The sequence below is a fragment of the Pseudomonas sp. AP42 genome (genome assembly GCF_001728935.1).
Lineage (GTDB): Bacteria > Pseudomonadota > Gammaproteobacteria > Pseudomonadales > Pseudomonadaceae > Aquipseudomonas > Aquipseudomonas lactis.
This window is the reverse complement of sequence record NZ_LYSO01000041.1, coordinates 19,050-37,190: the sequence shown is the minus strand read 5'-3', so window position 1 is coordinate 37,190 and position 18,141 is coordinate 19,050. Positions and strand designations below refer to the sequence as shown.

Genomic DNA, 18,141 nt, shown 5'->3' with positions numbered 1-18,141 from the left:
CTATAAGCTAACTGGCAGACCGCTATCGCAGGCAAGCCAGCTCCCACATTTGGATATTCGTCAGGCATAAAAAAAGGCCACCCGAAGGCAGCCTTTCAAAACTAAAGAAAGAGAGTTGTTACTTACACCGCCGCAACGGGACGCATGTAAGAGATCGGTGCGGTGCTGGCATCTTCGAAGGTCACGACTTCCCAAGCGTCTGTCTGCTCAATCAACTTGCGCAGCAGCTGGTTGTTAAGGGCGTGGCCCGACTTGAAGCCTTTGAACTCGCCTATCAGGCTATTGCCCAGCAGGTAGAGGTCACCGATTGCATCGAGGATCTTGTGCTTCACGAATTCGTCTTCATAGCGAAGGCCGTCTTCGTTCAGTACACCATCCGCGTCGACCACAATGGCGTTTTCCACGCTACCGCCGAGTGCGAGGTTGTGCTTGCGCAGGTACTCGATGTCACTCATGAAACCAAAGGTACGGGCGCGGCTGACTTCTTTTACGAACGAAGTGCTGGAAAAATCCACGCTTGCACTTTGGGTGCGGTCACGGAATACCGGGTGATCGAAATCGATCTCAAAGCTCACTTTAAAGCCTTCGAACGGGACGAAGGTGGCGCGCTTGTCGCCGTCTTCTACTGTCACTTCCCGCAGAATGCGAATGAACTTCTTGGCTGCGTCCTGTTCTTCCAGGCCGGCAGATTGAATCAAGAATACGAAGGGGCCAGCGCTGCCATCCATGATCGGGACTTCGGACGCGGAGAGCTCGACGTAGGCGTTATCGATGCCCAGGCCAGCCATGGCCGAGAGCAAGTGCTCCACCGTGTCCACTTTGACGTCACCGTTGACCAATGTGGTCGACATAGTGGTTTCGCCAACGTTTTCCGCGCGAGCAGGAATCTGCACCACAGGGTCCAGGTCGGCACGCACAAACACGATGCCGGTGTCGACAGGTGCAGGCTTGAGGGTCAGGTATACCTTCTCCCCGGAGTGCAGACCTACACCTGTGGCACGAATAATATTCTTCAGGGTGCGTTGTTTAATCATGGCTTGGACCGCTTCAGCGCAAATTGCGAACTGGTATCAACAAAGGCTGGCGATAATAGCAGACCAGACCTTTGCTGAACACCAATCACCTTCATAGCCCTGATACATTCCATTAATCGGCCTGACGACGCAGGAATGCCGGGATGTCCAGGTAGTCCAGGTCATCTTGCGGATTCGGGCTACGGGACGCCGCAGCACCGGCCTGAGCCTGGTTGCGCATCACGGTCGGACGGTCCAGGTCACGGTAGTTCACCGACGGCAGTTCCTGGCGAGCAGGCGCTGCAGCGGCCGCTGCCTGATTAGCCTGGCTGGCCTGGCTGGTGTGCAGGGTGTTGTCGATGACCTTCACAGGCTTCTCGATTTTCGCACCCAGGCCGGTAGCAACCACGGTTACATGCAGCTCATCACGCATGTCCGGATCGATAACGGTACCGACTTTGACCATGGCGTGCTCGGAAGCGAAGGCTTCGATGATGCTACCCACGTCGGAGTACTCACCCAGGGACAGGTCGGGACCGGCGGTGATGTTCACCAGGATGCCGCGTGCACCTTGCAGGTTCACGTCTTCGAGCAACGGGTTGCGGATGGCCGCTTCGGTGGCTTCGCGTGCACGGTTCGGACCGCTGGCGCAGCCAGTGCCCATCATCGCCATGCCCATTTCGCTCATGACCGTACGTACGTCGGCAAAGTCGACGTTGATCATGCCTGGGCGCTTGATGATGTCGGAGATACCGCGAACGGCACCGGCCAGTACATCGTCAGCCTTGGCGAAGGCGGACAGCAGACTGGCATCCTTGCCCAGGATGGTCAGCAGTTTCTCGTTGGGGATGGTGATCAACGAGTCGACGCTTTCAGACAGCAGACGGATACCTTCGTCGGCGATCTGCATGCGCTTGCGGCCTTCGAACGGGAACGGACGCGTCACGACAGCAACGGTCAGAATCCCCATTTCCTTGGCCACTTCGGCAATGATTGGTGCAGCACCGGTACCGGTACCGCCGCCCATGCCGGTGGTGATGAACACCATGTTGGTGCCTTGCAGCACTTCGGCAATACGCTCGCGGTCTTCCAGCGCGGCTTGACGGCCGACTTCCGGATTGGCGCCAGCGCCGAGGCCTTTGGTCACCGCGGTGCCCAATTGCAGGATGGTCCGCGCGCCGATGCTTTTGAGCGCCTGGGCATCAGTGTTGGCGCAGATGAACTCAACGCCTTCAATGTTGCTCTTGACCATGTGGTTGACAGCGTTGCCGCCGCCACCGCCGACACCGATTACTTTGATAACCGGGCTAGCGGGGATATTGTCTACGAGTTCGAACATGTTCCCTCTCCTTTCATTTTCTCTAGTTTTTTCGCCTACTGCTTGTTGCGGGTGTTGCGGTGTCGCGGTAAATCTTTAGAAATTGCCTTTTACCCAAGCCTGCAGCCGCTCGAACAACGGCGCTTTCGCTTCGTCATCGCTGCGGTAGCTGTCACGGATGCTCGGGCCCGACAGGGAAATGCCGTCGGTCTGCTTTTGCAGCCCGTACAACAGCAAGCCCACACCGGTGGAATAAATCGGGTTGCGCACCACGTCGCCCAGGCCCTTCACGCCATGGGGCACGCCCAGGCGCACCGGCATGTGGAAGATCTCTTCGGCCAACTCGACCGCGCCTTCCATCTTCGAGGTGCCACCGGTCAGCACGATGCCGGCCGGGATCAAATCTTCGTAGCCGCTGCGGCGCAGTTCAGCCTGGATCAGGGTGAACAGCTCGTCGTAACGTGGCTCGACCACTTCGGCCAGGGCCTGGCGCGACAGCTCGCGCGGTGGACGGTCACCCACGCTTGGCACCTTGATGGTCTCGCCGGCACCGGCCAGCTTGGCCAGGGCGCAGGCGTAGCGGATCTTGATTTCTTCGGCGTACTGGGTCGGTGTGCGCAACGCCATGGCGATGTCGTTGGTGACCTGGTCGCCGGCAATCGGGATCACCGCGGTGTGACGGATCGCACCCTCGGTGAAGATCGCGATGTCGGTGGTGCCGCCGCCGATGTCCACCAGGCACACGCCCAGCTCTTTTTCGTCGTCGGTGAGTACCGAGTAGGCCGAGGCCAACTGCTCGAGAATGATGTCGTCGATTTCCAGGCCGCAGCGACGCACGCATTTTTCAATGTTCTGTGCGGCATTGACGGCGCAGGTCACCACGTGGACCTTGGCTTCCAGACGCACGCCCGACATGCCCAGGGGCTCGCGCACGCCTTCCTGGTTGTCGATCACGTAGTCCTGCGGCAGGGTGTGCAGCACGCGCTGGTCCGCCGGGATCGCCACGGCCTGGGCAGCGTCGAGCACGCGCTCAAGGTCGGCCGAGCTGACTTCACGGTCGCGGATCGCCACGATGCCGTGGGAGTTCAGGCTGCGGATGTGGTTGCCGGCCACGCCGACGAACGCCGAGTGAATCCGGCAACCGGCCATCAGCTGCGCTTCTTCGATGGCGCGCTGGATCGATTGCACGGTGGACTCGATGTTCACCACCACGCCCTTCTTCAGGCCCCGGGACGGATGCGTGCCAATACCGACGATTTCGATCGCGCCGTCTTCCCCGACCTCGCCCACCAGCGCCACCACCTTGGAGGTGCCGATATCGAGACCGACGATCATTTTGCCGCTTTGCACGTTTGCCATGGGTCCTGCCTCTTCTTAATTCTTCGCGACAGCGGGTTGTGCTGCCGTGGGCGCAGCCGGTGTACGCCAGCCGACGGCCAGGCCGTTGGCGTAACGCAGGTCGACGCTCGCAATGTTCGTAATCTGTTCTTTCAAGGTTTTTTCATAGATGGCAATAAAGCGGCGCATCTTTTCCACCAAGCGGTCGCGTCCCAGCAACAACTCGATGCCCGGGCCGGAACTGCCTGCCCCGGTCGTCAAAAACCAGCTGCCCCGCTCACGCAATTCCAGGCGTGCAATGGAGAAGCCCAGTGGCCGCAGCATCTGGCTCAAGGCCTGGTACTGCTGCATCACTTGCTGCTGCGCCCGCTGCGGCCCGAACAGCTGCGGCAGGTGTTCATAGTTGGCCAGCTCACGCGGGGTGAACGCCTGGCCCTGGTTGTTCAACAGCGCTTCATCGCCCCAACGGGCCACGGGCAGTTGTTCTTCCAGGCGGATCGTCACCTGGTCCGGCCATACACGGCGAACTTCGGCGTGGGCGATCCACGGCATCTGTTCCAGCTCCGAGCGCATGCCCGCCAGGTCGATGGTAAAGAAGCTCGCCGCCAGGTATGGGCCGATGCGCTGCTGTACCGCTTGCTGGCTGATGTAGCTCAAGTCGCCCTGCACGCTGATCTTGGTGATCGGCCGGTCGGCATACGGCAACAGGCGCTGCGCGCCTTCGTACGTACCAAAGCCCAACACCACCAGCAGCACCGGCCAGAACAGCGCCTTGATAAAACCAAAGTTGGCTTTTGGCAGGCGCGAAGACATCGGCTCTTTAGCCACCATTCGGCTTGCACCCCGTGGCACCGGCTTGCGGCTCGGTGCTTGTGGGGGCTGATGACGAAGCGATGCGCCGTTCATGTGTTTAGCCTCTTGGCTCAATGCTGTCGGCCAGGATCGCCAGCACTAACTGCTGGAAATCCAGACCGGCGGCACGGGCTGCCATGGGAACCAGGCTGTGGTCGGTCATGCCCGGTGCGGTGTTGACTTCAAGGAACCAGAAATTCCCTTGGTCATCCTGCATCACGTCTGCCCGCGCCCAACCGGCGATACCCAGCGCCTCACAGGCTTTCGCCGTGAGGTCCATCAATTCTTGTTCCTTGGTTGCTTCGAGGCCGCATGGAATCCGGTACTGAGTATCGGAAGCCAGGTACTTGGCGTCGTAGTCATAAAAGGTGTGGGGCGTGCCCAAAGCGATGGGCGGCAATACCTGGCCACGCAGGGTGGCGATGGTGTACTCGGGACCGGAAATCCACTGTTCCACCAACACTTGCGAATCGTAGGTACTTGCCGCTTTCCATGCGTCGATCAATTCGGCGGCCGAGTTCACTTTGGCCATGCCGATACTGGAGCCTTCATGGGCTGGTTTGACGATCAAAGGCAGGCCCAGTTCCTTGGCCGCAGAAATACAATCGTCTTCGCTGCACAATACGGCGTGACGCGGGGTCGGAATGCCCAGGCTGTGCCACACCTGCTTGGTGCGCAACTTGTCCATCGCCAGGGCCGAGGCAAGGATGCCGCTGCCGGTGTAAGGGATGCCGGCGCATTCGAGCAGGCCCTGCATGCTGCCGTCTTCACCGCCGCGGCCGTGAAGAATGAGAAAGGCGCGGTCGATCTTTTCGGCCTGCAGACGGGCGAGGAAGTCATCGCCCACATCAATACCGAACGCGTTCACACCAGCACTTTGCAGCGCTTCAAGCACCGCATTGCCGGACTTGAGCGACACTTCGCGCTCGGCGCTCTTGCCGCCGAACAACACGGCAACGCGACCAAAATCGGCTGGAGTAATAGTGGAGAACAGGGAGCCGTAGTCAGTGGTCATTTCGACTTCCCCTTGGCGGCTGCAAACAGCGGGCTCGCCAGCAACTTGGGCGCAAGGCCACCGATATCACCGGCGCCCTGGCACAGCAGGATGTCGCCGGCACGCAGCAGCGGCTTGACGATTGGCGCCAGGTCCACGCCACGCTCGATGTAGATCGGGTCCAACTGGCCGCGCTGGCGGATGCTGTTGCACAGCTTGCGGCTGTCAGCGCCCGGGATCGGTTCTTCACCGGCCGGGTAGACTTCCATCAGCAGCAGCACGTTGGCATCGGCCAGTACATTGACGAAATCGTCGTACAGGTCGCGGGTGCGGCTGTAGCGGTGCGGCTGGTACACCATCACCAGGCGGCGCTCCGGCCAGCCACCGCGCACGGCCTTGATCACGGCCGCAACTTCGGTCGGGTGGTGACCGTAGTCGTCCACCAGCATCACGTCACCGCCTTCAACCGGCAGTTGGCCGTAGACCTGGAAACGACGGCCCACACCGGCAAAGCGCGACAGGCCTTCGACGATGGCTTCATCGCTGACGCCTTCATCGGTAGCAATGCAGATGGTCGCCAAAGAGTTCAGCACGTTGTGGTTGCCCGGCATGTTCACCGACACGTCCAGCGGCTCGCGATCAGGACGCAGCACGGTGAAGAAGGTTTGCATGCCTTCCTGGCGCACATTGATTGCGCGCACGTCGGCGTCTTCGCTGAAGCCGTAGGTCACGGTCGGGCGTTTGACCTGAGGCAGGATTTCACGCACCACCGGGTCGTCCAGGCACACCACGGCCAAACCGTAGAACGGCAGGTTGTGCAGGAAGTCGACGAAGGTTTTCTTCAGTTTGTTGAAGTCGCCGTCGTAGGTCGCCATGTGGTCTTCGTCGATGTTGGTGACGACGGCGACCAGCGGTTGCAGGTGCAGGAAGCTCGCGTCACTTTCATCGGCTTCGGCGATCAGGTAGCGGCTGGTGCCTAGCTGGGCATTGGTGCCGGCTGCATTCAGGCGGCCACCGATGACGAAGGTCGGGTCCAGGCCACCGGCGGCGAACACCGAGGCGATCAGGCTGGTGGTGGTGGTCTTGCCATGGGTACCGGCGACGGCGATGCCGTGGCGATAGCGCATCAGCTCGGCGAGCATCTCGGCACGCGGCACCACAGGGATACGGCGCTCAAGGGCGGTGGCCACTTCCGGGTTGGAGGTGTTCACGGCGCTGGACACCACCAGCACATCGGCCTCGGCAGCGTTCTCGGCACGGTGGCCGATAAAGATCTGCGCGCCGAAGGACTTCAGGCGCTCGGTGACCGGCGACTCTTTCAAGTCCGAGCCGGACACCTGATAGCCCAGGTTCAGCAACACTTCGGCGATGCCGCACATGCCCACGCCACCGATACCGACGAAGTGAATACGACGGATGCGGCGCATCTCGGGTTGCGGCATGGCTTTCTGATTCTCAACCATGGGCCACCTCCAGGCAGATATCGACCACGGTGCGGGTTGCGTCAGGTTTGGCCAGGCGGCTTGCGGTGCTCGCCATGCTGTTGAGTCGTTCCGGTTGCATCAAAACCTCGGTCAGGCGAGCGGCCAAATCGGCGGCGCCAGTCGTTCTTTGCGGCAGCAGGAAGGCAGCGCCCTCCCCGGCCAAATATTCGGCGTTGCGGGTCTGGTGATCGTCGATGGCGTGGGGCAAAGGCACCAGCAAGGACGGCAGACCGGCGGCCGCCAGTTCACTGACGGTCAGCGCACCAGCGCGGCAGACCACCAGGTCGGCCCAGCCATAGGCTTGGGCCATGTCTTTGATGAAGGGCTGTACGTTGGCCTCTACACCGGCCTCGCGATAACGCGCGGCGGTGACTTCATCGTGATTCTTGCCGGCCTGGTGGAAGATCTCCGGGCGCACATCCTCAGGAAGTTGCGCAACGGCTTCAGGCAGCAATTTATTCAGTGGCTCGGCGCCCAGGCTTCCGCCCAGGATCAGCAGGTGAGCCTTGCGCCCCGCCAGCGCGTCACGCGCAATGGCCATGAACAGTTCGGTACGCACCGGGTTGCCGGTGGTGCGAAGCTTGTCGGAGGCGGCGAAGGTTTTCGGGAAGGCTTCACACACCCGCGCAGCCAACGGCACCAGCAGGCGGTTGGCGGTACCGGCGACGGCGTTCTGTTCGTGGACGATCACCGGCACGCCAGCGAGTTTCGCCGCGACGCCACCGGGGCCGGTCACATAACCGCCAAAGCCGAGCACACACACCGGCTTGAGCTCGCGAATGATCTTGCGCGCCTGCATGACCGCCTTGAGCAACACGAACGGCGCCTTGAGCAACGACAACTTGCTCTTGCCGCGCAAACCGGTGACGTTGATCAAATGCAGCGGCAAGCCGGCATTAGGCACCAATTCGTTTTCGATGCCACGGGGCGTACCCAGCCAGTGCACGGTGTAGCCACGGTTCTGGAATTCACGGGCGCAAGCCAGGGCCGGGAACACATGGCCCCCAGTGCCGCCCGCCATGATCAGCACGTTAGCGCCCATGGGTCGGCTCCTCGGCGAAGTCGCTTTCGCTGAACTCCATCTCTTCGCTGCCCAGGTGGGTACGGCTCTCCCACTCGATACGCAGCAACAAGCCGAGACAGGCGCAGCAAATCACCAACGAACTGCCACCGTAACTGAGGAACGGCAAGGTCAGGCCCTTGGTCGGCAGCAGGCCGACGTTCACGCCGATGTTGATCAGGAACTGGCCGATCCACAGGAAGGCCAACCCATACGCCACGTAGGCAGCGAAGAACTGCTTGGCCTTCTCGGCCCACAAGCCGATGTACATGGCGCGCACGCAAACGAACACAAACAGCGCAACGGTGCACAGCGAACCCACCACACCCAGCTCCTCGGCCAATACCGAGAACACGAAGTCGGTGTGGGCTTCCGGCAGGTAGAACTGCTTCTGCACACTGTTGCCCAGGCCCACGCCCAGCCACTCGCCGCGACCGAAGGCGATCAGCGCCTGGGTCAACTGGTAGCCGGAGCCGAACTGGTCGGACCAGGGGTCGGTGAAGGTGATCAAACGCGCCATCCGGTAGGGCTGCGCCTGCACCAGGATGGTCACCGCCGCGACCGCCAGCACCACCATCAAGGTGAAGCGGAACAGCCCGACGCCACCCAGGAACAGCATCGCGGCGGCGGCGCCCATCATCACCACCGTGGCCCCGAAGTCGGGCTCCATCAGCAACAGGCCAGCCATGGGCAGCAGCACGATGAACGGCTTGAAGAAGCCCATCCAGCTTTCGCGTACTTCTTTCTGACGGCGCACCAGGTAACCGGCGAGGTAGATCACCACGAACACCTTGGCGATTTCCGAAGGCTGCACGTTGAACGCGCCGAAGCCGATCCAGCGCATCGAACCGTTCACCTCGCGGCCAATGCCCGGCACGATCACCATCACCAGCAAGCCGAACGCACCGATCAGCATCAGCCAACCCAGACGCTGCCAGGTGGCAATCGGGATCATCATGGTGACGATGCAGGCGCCCAGGCCGATCACCAGGTACACCAGGTGACGGATCATCATGTACAGCGTATTGCCCGACTGCACGGCAGCCACTTCGGAGGACGCCGAGGTGATCATCACCAGGCCCAGGCCGAGCAGCGCCAGGCAACCGGCGAGCATAGGGAAATCAAGGTCAATGCCGCGCCCGGTAATGATCGGCGACGGGTAGGGCTTGATGATGTTTCTCAGGTTGAGGCTCATGCCAAAGCCTCCACGGCGCGGGCGAACAGGTGGCCGCGCTCTTCATAGTTCTTGAACATGTCGAAGCTGGCGCACGCGGGCGACAGCAACACCGCATCGCCGGGCTGGGCCAGGGCTTTGCACTGGGCAATGGCGTCGTCCAGGGAAGCTGCGCGTACTTGCGGTACAGCGTCACCGAGGGCGGCGGCGATCAGGTCCGAATCGCGGCCCATCAGCACCACGGCGCGGCAATGGGCGGCCACTGGCGCTTTAAGGTCCTTGAAGTCGGCACCCTTGCCATCGCCACCGGCGATCAGCACCAGCTTGCCGTCGATATCGGCACCCAGGCCTTCGATGGCCGCCAGGGCCGCACCGACGTTGGTGGCTTTGGAGTCGTTGTAATAGCTCACGCCATTGAGGTCGCGCACCCACTGGCAGCGATGCTCAAGGCCGGCAAAGGTGCGCAGGCTGGCAAGCATGGCGTCGAATGGCAGGCCAACCGCGTGACCGAGCGCCAGCGCCGCAAGGGCATTGGACTGGTTGTGTGCGCCACGAATTTTCAGTTCGCGTACCGGCATCAGGTTCTGGAATTCGAACGCCAGGTACTTCTCGCCGTTCTCTTCACGAATGCCGAAGCCTTTGAAATCCGGTTTGCCCAGGCCGAAAGTCCAGCAAGGCATGCCCTCGCCCATCAGCGGACGGCTCAGGGCAACCTGGCGGTTGACTACAAATTGCTTGGCGCCACGGAAGATCCGGTGCTTGGCCAGGTGATAAGCCGGCAGGCCGCTGTAGCGGTCCATATGGTCTTCGCTGACGTTCAATACTGTCGCCACTTCGGCGCCCAGGTCGTGGGTGGTTTCCAGCTGGAAGCTCGACAATTCCATCACGTACAGCTCGACGTCGTCGCTGAGCAGGTCCAGGGCCGGCACGCCAAGATTGCCGCCGACGGCCACACGCTTGCCCGCCGCCGCCGCCATCTCGCCCACCAGGGTGGTGACAGTGCTTTTCGCGTTGGAACCGCTGATGGCCACGATCGGCGCCTTCGCGTTGCGCGCGAACAGGTCGATATCGCCAGACAGCTTCACGCCACGCGCCGCCGCCGCTTGCAGGGCCGGTGTCGCCAGGGCCAGGCCCGGGCTCACGTAGAGCTCATCGGCACGGCACAGAAACTCGACATCCAGCTCGCCACAACGCACTTCCACGTGCGGGTAGTCACGGCGCAGCGTGACCAGCTCCGGTGGATTTTCCCGCGTATCGGCCACGGCAAACGACGTGCCCCGGTTCGCCAGGAAGCGAACCAGGGACATGCCGCTCTTGCCGAGGCCGACAACGATGCGGAAGTGGTCTGAAGCGATCAGGGACACTCGTTTCTACCTCAGTTTCAGGGTGGCAAGGCCGACCAGTACCAGAATCACGGTGATGATCCAGAAACGGACAATCACGCGTGGCTCAGGCCAGCCCTTGAGTTCAAAGTGGTGGTGAATCGGCGCCATGCGAAACACGCGGCGCCCGGTCAACTTGAAGGACGCCACCTGGATGACCACCGACAGGGTTTCCATCACGAACACACCGCCCATGATGAACAGCACGATTTCCTGGCGAACGATCACCGCGATGGTGCCCAAGGCAGCGCCCAGCGCCAGTGCGCCGACGTCGCCCATGAAGACTTGTGCCGGGTAGGTGTTGAACCACAAGAACCCCAGGCCGGCACCGATCAGCGCGCCGCAGAACACGATCAGTTCACCAGCGCCCGGTACATAAGGAATCAGCAGGTACTCAGCGAATTTCACGTTACCCGACAGGTAGCAGAAGATGCCGAGCGCGCCGCCCACCATCACCGTCGGCATGATCGCCAGGCCGTCGAGGCCATCGGTCAGGTTCACCGCGTTGCTGGAGCCGACGATCACGAAGTAGGTCAGCACCACAAAACCGACACCCAGCGGGATGCTCACATCCTTGAGCATCGGGATGATCAAGGTGGTTTCCACGGCACTTGGCGCGGTGGTGTACAGGAAGATCGCAGCGGCCAGGCCGAACACCGACTGCCAGAAATACTTCCAGCGGCTTGGCAGCCCCTTGGAGTTTTTCTCAATCACTTTGCGGTAGTCATCCACCCAGCCGATGGCACCGAACAACAGGGTCACCAGCAGCACCACCCACACGTAGCGGTTATGAAGGTCGGCCCAGAGCAAGGTGCTGACGCCGATGGACGACAGGATCAGCGCGCCCCCCATGGTCGGAGTGCCAGACTTGGACAGGTGCGACTGCGGGCCGTCGTTACGAACCGATTGACCAATTTGCAGGTTCTGCAGGGTGCGGATCATCCACGGCCCTAAAAACAGTGACAAAGACAGCGCGGTCAGCACACCCAGGATCCCGCGCAGGGTCAGGTACTGGAAGACCGCGAAGCCTTTGTGGAACTGTTGCAGATACTCAGCCAGCAGCAGCAGCATTAATGTTTCTCCATACTTGAGCCACACAAGGCTGCGACGACGTTTTCCATCACCGCGCTGCGCGATCCCTTGATCAAAATGGTTGTGTGTTTGTCATGTTCAGCCGCCGTCAACGCCTGGATCAGCTCGGCCTGGCTGGCGAAATGCCGCGCGCCAGGGCCGAAAGCGTTGACCGCATGGGCCATGTTCGTGCCAACGGCGTAGAGCGCGTCCACTTTGCCGGCGGCATAGGCGCCGACTTCACGGTGGCCCTGTTCAGCCCAATCGCCCAATTCGCCGATATCGCCCAGTACCAGCACCTTGCGCCCATCAAAGCCTTTGAGCAGGTCCACAGCGGCATTGATGGAGGACGGGTTGGCGTTGTAGGTGTCATCGATCACGCGCATGCCGTTGCCAGCCAGTTGCGCCACAGTGCGGCCCTTCACCGGCTGCACCGCGCCCAGGCCTGTGGCAATACCGAACAGCGACACACCCAGGGCATGGGCGGCAGCGGCGGCGGCCAAGGCGTTGGCGACGTTATGGTTGCCTAGCAAATTCAACTGCACGTGCTCGTCACCTTGCGGGGTGTGCAAGGTGAAGGACGGGCAGCCACGGGCATCGACATTGATGTTGGAGGCGTAAAAATCGGCTGCGGCATTGAGTACCGCAAACGTCAGGACCTTGCGACCGGCGGCGCGTACACGCCAGGTCTCGAAGGCCTTGTCATCCAGGTTCAGTACCGCAGTGCCCGAAGCGTCGAGGCCTTCAAGGATTTCGCCCTTGGCTTCGACGATTTTTTCCGGGCCGCCGAACTCGCCGACATGGGCGGTACCGGCGTTATTGATGATCGCCACGTGCGGCTGGGTCAGCGCCACGGTGTAGGCGATTTCGCCGATGCGCGAAGCCCCCAGTTCGATCACCGCCGCCGTGTGTTCCGGGGCCAGTTCGAGCAGGGTCAGCGGTGCGCCGAAATCATTGTTCAGGTTGCCACGGGTCGCGAGTACCGGCCCGCGCGTACGCAAGATGCCGGCAAGCAGTTCCTTGACCGTGGTCTTGCCGCTGGAACCGGTAATGGCCGCCACCGGTTTATCAAAAGCGGCACGGTTAAGCGCGCCCAGTTGGCCCAGGGCCAGGCGGGTGTCGGCTACCAGCAATTGCGGCAAGGCAGAATCGGCCACTTCACGCTGTACCAGGGCACCGACAGCACCTTTGGCGGCAACGTCGTTGAGGTAGTCGTGACCATCGAAACGCGGACCGGCCAGGGCGACAAACAGTTGCCCCGGCTGGATGTTACGGCTGTCGATACTCACGCCGTTGAATGTGCAGTCGCTCGACAGCACACGGGCCGACAGGGCCTGGGCCAGCTCACTGAATGTCATCGCTTTAAGCATGGGCGACCTCCCAGGCGGTCAGGGCGTGATCCGCCTCGACCAGATCGGAGAAGGCATGGCGCTCACCGTTGATTTCCTGATAGTCCTCGTGGCCTTTACCCGCGAGCACCACCACGTCGTCCGCGCCGGCACTGGCGATCAACTGCGCGATGGCAGCGCCACGGCCCGCGACGAAGGTGACCTTGGAGGCGTCTTTGAAGCCGACACGGATGTCATCGAAAATCTGGCTCGGGTCTTCGCTGCGCGGGTTGTCGTCGGTGACGAGTACACCATCGGCCAAGCGCTCGACAATCTCGGCCATCAATGGGCGCTTGCCGCGATCGCGATCACCGCCGCAACCGAACAGGCACAGCAGTTTGCCCTTGGCATGTGGGCGCAGGGCTTCGAGGACTTTTTCCAGGGCATCCGGGGTGTGGGCGTAATCGACCACCACCAGCGGTTGTGTGCCGCCACCCAGGCGCTGCATGCGACCGGCCGGGCCTTCCAGCTTGGGCAGTACCCGCAAGATTTCATCCAAGGCGTAATCCAGGCCCAGCAGTGCGCCGATAGCGGCGAGCACGTTGCTCAGGTTGAACCGCCCCAGCAAGGTGCTGCGCAAGTGGTGCTCGCCCTGCGGCGTCACCAACGTGGCGCGCACGCCTTCGTCATTGAATTGGGCTTCGCGGCAATACAGGTAGGCGCTGGCATCTTGCAGGCTATAGCTGATCAAGCGCGCGTCACTGTCTTGCTCCGCCAGCTGGCGGCCGAATGCGTCGTCGAGGTTGACCACCCGGCACTTCAGGTCATTCCAGGCAAACAGCTTGGCCTTGGCGGCGGCGTACGCCTCCATGGTGCCGTGGTAGTCCAGGTGATCGCGGGACAGGTTGGTCATCACCGCCACGTCAAAGGCCAGGGCAGTGACACGCCCTTGGTCCAGGCCGTGGGAAGACACTTCCATGGCAACCGCCTTGGCGCCGGCCTTTTTCAGGTCGGCCAGGGTCGCTTGCACGGCAATCGGGTTCGGCGTGGTGTGCAGGCCGCTTTGCAGCGCGCCATAGAAACCGGTGCCCAGGGTGCCGACGATGCCGCAGTGCTGACCCAACAGGTCCAACGCCTGGGCAACCAATTGGGTCACGCTGGTCTTGCCGTTGGTGCCCGTCACACCCACTAGGTTGAGTTGGCGGCTCGGGTCACCGTAGAAACGCCCGGCGATGTCAGAAAGCTGCGCAGCCAGGCCCTTGACCGGAATCAACGGCACATCGGTGATCGGCAGCACGGTGGCGCCTTCCACTTCATAGGCGACCGCCGCCGCACCGCGTTGCAGGGCATCGGCGATATGCGCGCGGCCATCGAGCTTGCCGCCGGGTACCGCCAGGAACAGGTCACCGGCGCGCACATTACGGCTGTCCAGAGTCAGCTCACGAATCAGCAGATCGTGGCCGGCATGGGCAAAAATCTTGTTCAGGCTAAGAGACATCAGCCGCGCCCTCCATTGGCTTTGACCGCTGCGGCCGGTGGGCCGGCGTTGGCTTGTTGAGTCGGCGGCAGGTTGTCCGGCGTGATGTTCATCAAGCGCAGGGTGCCGGACATCACTTTGCTGAACACCGGCGCCGAAACCAGGCCACCGAAGTAGCCGGCTTTACTAGGCTCGTCGATGACCACGACGATGGCGTAGCGCGGGTCGCTCATCGGGCCGAAGCCGGCGAACAGCGAACGGTAGGAGTTTTCGGCATAGCCTTTGGTGCCTACCGAAGTCTTACGCGCCGTACCCGACTTGCCCGCAACGTGGTACGCCGGCACCTGGGCGCGGAAAACGCCACGCGGTGCTTCGATCACTTGTTGCAGCATGCCTTGCATGGTCTTGGCGACGTTTTCCGGGATCACTTGGGTGGCTTTTGGCGCTTCGTCGACATGGATCAGGCTCAGTGGAACCATGCGGCCGTTATTGGCCAATACCGAGAAAGCGTGGGCCAACTGGATGGCGGTCACCGACAGGCCGTAGCCGTAGGACAGCGTGGCAGTCTCGGCTTTTCTCCACTCGCGGTAGTTCGGCAGGTTGCCCACGCGTTCACCTGGGAAATCGAGGCCGGTGGGTTGCCCCAGGCCGATTTTTTGCGCCAGGTGATAGATCGTTTCACCGCCAATGTCGAAGGCAACTTTACTCATGCCCACGTTACTGGAGTTGATCAGGATGCCTGTCAGATCCAGCACCGGACCTTCAGTGCGGGATACGTCACGAATGGTGTATTTGCCCAACTGCAAGGTGCCTGGGTAAACCTCGACCTTGTCGCTGGGTTTCCAGCGCCCGGTTTCCAGGGCAGCGCTCATGGAGATGGCTTTCATGGTCGAACCCGGCTCGAACACGTCGATCATTGCGCGGTTACGCATCATCGCCGGTTGCAGGTTGCGACGGTTGTTGGGGTTATAGGTCGGCTGGTTGACCATGGCGAGGATCTCGCCGGTCTTCACGTCCATGATCACCAGGCTGCCGGCTTTGGCGCCGTTCTCGATGATCGCGTTACGCAGTTCGCGGTTGGCCAGGTATTGCAGGCGCAAATCGATCGACAACGCCAGAGGCTTGCCGGCCTTGGCGTTTTTGGTGACCTGGACGTCCTTGATCAATCTGCCGCGCCGATCCTTGATGACCTGGCGTTTGCCCGGAACCCCAGCCAGCCATTCGTCATAGGCCAGTTCGACCCCTTCGCGGCCGTGGTCATCGATATCGGTAAAGCCAACCATATGCGCGGTGGTTTCACCGGCCGGGTAGAAACGACGAAACTCCTCGATGCCATAGACACCGGGGATTTTAAGGTCGAGCACTTGCTGGCCTTGCTCAGGGGTAAGCCCGCGCACCAGATAGATGAATTCCTTGTTGGCCTGGGCTTCCAGGCGCTCGGTCAGGGCCTTGCGGTCTTGCCCCAGGGCAGCGGCCAGTTCAGGCCACTTGTCCTTGGCGACTTGCAGTTCCTTGGCGTTGGCCCACAGGGTGGTCACCGGGGTACTGACGGCCAGGGGCTCGCCGTTACGGTCGGTGATCAGGCCGCGGTGTGCAGGAATCGGAATATGCCGCAGGCTGCGGGCGTCACCCTGGCCGATCAGGAAGTCGCGGTCGACGACCTGCAGGTCGAAGATGCGCCAGACGATCGCGCCCACCATCAATGCCAGCAAGCCGAGCATCAGGCGGAAGCGCCACGGGTAGAGTGCCCCTTCGAGTTTCATCATGGCGCCACCATGCGGACTTCAGCCGCGCCAGGGATGTGCATCTTCAGCTGTTCGGTGGCCAGCACTTCGATACGGCTGTGGGCCGTCCAGGTGCTTTGCTCAAGGATCAACCGGCCCCACTCTGCCTGGGCTTTATCACGCACGCTCAATTCCCCGTACAGGGTATTGAGCAACTGACGGTTCCAGTGGGCGCTGTAGGACACCGCAATCGCGGACACCAGCACGCCGACAAACAGCAGCAACATAAAGAAGCTGCCGCCCGGGAGGGGCTTGGCGAAAAGCTTGCTCACCGCAACTTCTCCGCAACACGCATGACGGCGCTACGGGAACGTGGGTTGGCCTTGAGTTCGGCTTCGGAAGCGAACTGCGCTTTGCCATGGATTTTGATTTTCGGCACAAAGGCTTCGAAACGCACCGGCAGGTTACGCGGCAGGTTGTCGGATTCGCCCTTGACCAGACGACGCATGAAGAGTTTGACGATGCGGTCTTCCAGGGAGTGGAAGCTGATCACCACCAGGCGACCGCCCACTTCCAAAGCATCCAGAGCGGCTTCGAGGCCGGCTTCCAGATCGCCCAATTCGTTGTTGACGTGAATGCGCAGGCCCTGGAACGCACGGGTCGCCGGGTTCTTGCCCTTTTCCCAGGCCGGATTGGCGACCTTCAGCACTTCGGCCAGGTCAGCGGTGCGTTCGAACGGCTGGATTTCGCGGCGCTCGACCACGGCACGCGCCATGCGCCCGGCGAAGCGCTCTTCACCATATTCCTTGAACACACGGGCGATTTCTTCCACCGGTGCGGTGGCGATGAACTGTGCGGCACTGACCCCACGGGTAGGGTCCATGCGCATGTCGAGGGGGCCGTCGTTCATGAAGCTGAAGCCGCGCTCCGGGTCATCGAGCTGCGGCGAAGACACGCCCAGGTCGAGCAGAACCCCGGCCACCTTGCCCGCCATGCCGCGCTCGGCAACTTCGGCGCCCAGCTCGGCAAAGCTGCGCTGCACAACGACAAAGCGGCCGTCTTCGGCCGCTAGCGCTTGCCCGGTGGCAATCGCTTGAGGGTCTTTGTCGAACCCGAGGAGTTTGCCGTCGGACCCGAGCTGGCTGAGTATCAACCGGCTATGCCCGCCCCTGCCGAATGTGCCATCGACATAGCAGCCATCGGCTCGTACGGCGAGAGCCTCAACGGCTTCGTCAAGCAGTACGGTGATGTGGTTAAAGCCGCTATCAATAGTCACAGGATCAAATCACGCAGTTCATCAGGCATGGCGCCCGGTTGTTGAATAGCAGCCAGGTCCGCTGCAGACACAGCATCCCAGGCATCTTCGTCCCACAATTGGAACTTGTTCAGTTGGCCTACCAGCATTGCGCGCTTGTCCAGCTTGGCGTACTCGCGCAGTCGCGGAGGCACCAGGAAACGACCGCTGCCATCGAGTTCAAGGTCGACGGCATTACCGATCAGCAAACGCTGAAGGCGGCGGTTTTCTTCACGCAATGAAGGCAGTGCGCGCAACTTGGTTTCAATCAACTCCCACTCGTCGAGGGGGTAAACACACAAACAAGGGTCAACGGCGTCAATCGTGATGATTAACTGCCCTGAACTTCGCGAAATGAGCTCGTCACGATACCGGCTCGGCATGGCGAGACGGCCTTTTGCATCGAGACTGATAGCGTTAGCTCCGCGAAACACAGATGCGTTTCTCCAAATTTTAGCGTTTTACGTTCAAAAAACCCACTTTGTGCCACTTTCCGCCACTTGCGCACACTATAGGAATGCGCCCACCACACCGTCAAGGCGCGTATACAAGGAAAAGCCTTACAGAACGGAGATTTAGGAAGGTAAAGGGAGGAGAAACGAGAGTTTTGCGATGTTTTTGACTCAACAACA

At 61.4% G+C, this 18,141-nt stretch carries 16 protein-coding genes; all 16 read right to left on the bottom strand.

Going from position 1 to position 18,141, the window contains the following annotated elements:
* Positions 1-122: 122 nt before the first annotated feature.
* Positions 123-1,034 (bottom strand): UDP-3-O-acyl-N-acetylglucosamine deacetylase, encoded by a 912-nt coding sequence (gene lpxC, locus A7K61_RS16485; RefSeq protein WP_003171886.1) that lies wholly within the window; start codon positions 1,032-1,034, stop codon positions 123-125.
* A gap of 112 nt (positions 1,035-1,146) precedes the next feature.
* Positions 1,147-2,352, bottom strand: a complete 1,206-nt coding sequence (gene ftsZ / locus A7K61_RS16480; RefSeq protein WP_044271940.1) for a cell division protein FtsZ — start codon at positions 2,350-2,352, stop codon at positions 1,147-1,149.
* A 75-nt stretch (positions 2,353-2,427) separates the two neighbouring features.
* Positions 2,428-3,690, bottom strand: coding sequence for a cell division protein FtsA (gene ftsA / locus A7K61_RS16475; protein ID WP_003188682.1), 1,263 nt, complete (start codon positions 3,688-3,690; stop codon positions 2,428-2,430).
* 15 nt (positions 3,691-3,705) lie between these two features.
* Positions 3,706-4,575, bottom strand: coding sequence for a cell division protein FtsQ/DivIB (locus A7K61_RS16470; RefSeq protein WP_032893516.1), 870 nt, complete (start codon positions 4,573-4,575; stop codon positions 3,706-3,708).
* Between the two features lie 4 nt (positions 4,576-4,579).
* The gene (locus A7K61_RS16465; protein WP_069557944.1) at positions 4,580-5,536 is read right to left on the bottom strand and encodes a D-alanine--D-alanine ligase; all 957 of its coding nucleotides are present in this window, start codon (positions 5,534-5,536) and stop codon (positions 4,580-4,582) included.
* Complete coding sequence (murC, locus tag A7K61_RS16460) at positions 5,533-6,978, bottom strand: UDP-N-acetylmuramate--L-alanine ligase (RefSeq protein WP_020301253.1); 1,446 nt, start codon at positions 6,976-6,978, stop codon at positions 5,533-5,535. Before murC ends, A7K61_RS16465 begins: the two co-directional genes overlap by 4 nt.
* A complete protein-coding gene (gene murG, locus A7K61_RS16455; protein ID WP_003188675.1) occupies positions 6,971-8,041 on the bottom strand; it encodes an undecaprenyldiphospho-muramoylpentapeptide beta-N-acetylglucosaminyltransferase in 1,071 nt (356 codons plus the stop codon). The genes murC and murG overlap by 8 nt, the downstream gene beginning before the upstream one ends.
* Positions 8,031-9,254 carry a putative lipid II flippase FtsW gene (gene ftsW, locus A7K61_RS33180; protein WP_003188673.1) on the bottom strand — a complete coding sequence of 408 codons (1,224 nt, stop codon included), beginning with the start codon at positions 9,252-9,254 and terminating at the stop codon, positions 8,031-8,033. The genes murG and ftsW overlap by 11 nt, the downstream gene beginning before the upstream one ends.
* Positions 9,251-10,597 (bottom strand): UDP-N-acetylmuramoyl-L-alanine--D-glutamate ligase, encoded by a 1,347-nt coding sequence (gene murD, locus A7K61_RS16445; protein ID WP_069557943.1) that lies wholly within the window; start codon positions 10,595-10,597, stop codon positions 9,251-9,253. Before murD ends, ftsW begins: the two co-directional genes overlap by 4 nt.
* Positions 10,598-10,603: 6 nt before the next feature.
* Complete coding sequence (gene mraY, locus A7K61_RS16440) at positions 10,604-11,686, bottom strand: phospho-N-acetylmuramoyl-pentapeptide-transferase (protein WP_003188670.1); 1,083 nt, start codon at positions 11,684-11,686, stop codon at positions 10,604-10,606.
* Complete coding sequence (murF, locus tag A7K61_RS16435) at positions 11,686-13,056, bottom strand: UDP-N-acetylmuramoyl-tripeptide--D-alanyl-D-alanine ligase (protein WP_069557942.1); 1,371 nt, start codon at positions 13,054-13,056, stop codon at positions 11,686-11,688. The genes mraY and murF overlap by 1 nt, the downstream gene beginning before the upstream one ends.
* Complete coding sequence (locus A7K61_RS16430; protein ID WP_032893523.1) at positions 13,049-14,512, bottom strand: UDP-N-acetylmuramoyl-L-alanyl-D-glutamate--2,6-diaminopimelate ligase; 1,464 nt, start codon at positions 14,510-14,512, stop codon at positions 13,049-13,051. Before A7K61_RS16430 ends, murF begins: the two co-directional genes overlap by 8 nt.
* Positions 14,512-16,254 (bottom strand): penicillin-binding protein 2, encoded by a 1,743-nt coding sequence (locus tag A7K61_RS16425; protein ID WP_019816949.1) that lies wholly within the window; start codon positions 16,252-16,254, stop codon positions 14,512-14,514. Before A7K61_RS16425 ends, A7K61_RS16430 begins: the two co-directional genes overlap by 1 nt.
* Positions 16,254-16,547 (bottom strand): cell division protein FtsL, encoded by a 294-nt coding sequence (ftsL, locus tag A7K61_RS16420; RefSeq protein WP_003188663.1) that lies wholly within the window; start codon positions 16,545-16,547, stop codon positions 16,254-16,256. Before ftsL ends, A7K61_RS16425 begins: the two co-directional genes overlap by 1 nt.
* Positions 16,544-17,491, bottom strand: coding sequence for a 16S rRNA (cytosine(1402)-N(4))-methyltransferase RsmH (rsmH, locus tag A7K61_RS16415; RefSeq protein ID WP_003188661.1), 948 nt, complete (start codon positions 17,489-17,491; stop codon positions 16,544-16,546). The genes ftsL and rsmH overlap by 4 nt, the downstream gene beginning before the upstream one ends.
* Positions 17,488-17,943, bottom strand: coding sequence for a division/cell wall cluster transcriptional repressor MraZ (mraZ, locus tag A7K61_RS16410; protein ID WP_003171868.1), 456 nt, complete (start codon positions 17,941-17,943; stop codon positions 17,488-17,490). Before mraZ ends, rsmH begins: the two co-directional genes overlap by 4 nt.
* Between the last annotated feature and the right edge of the window lie 198 nt (positions 17,944-18,141).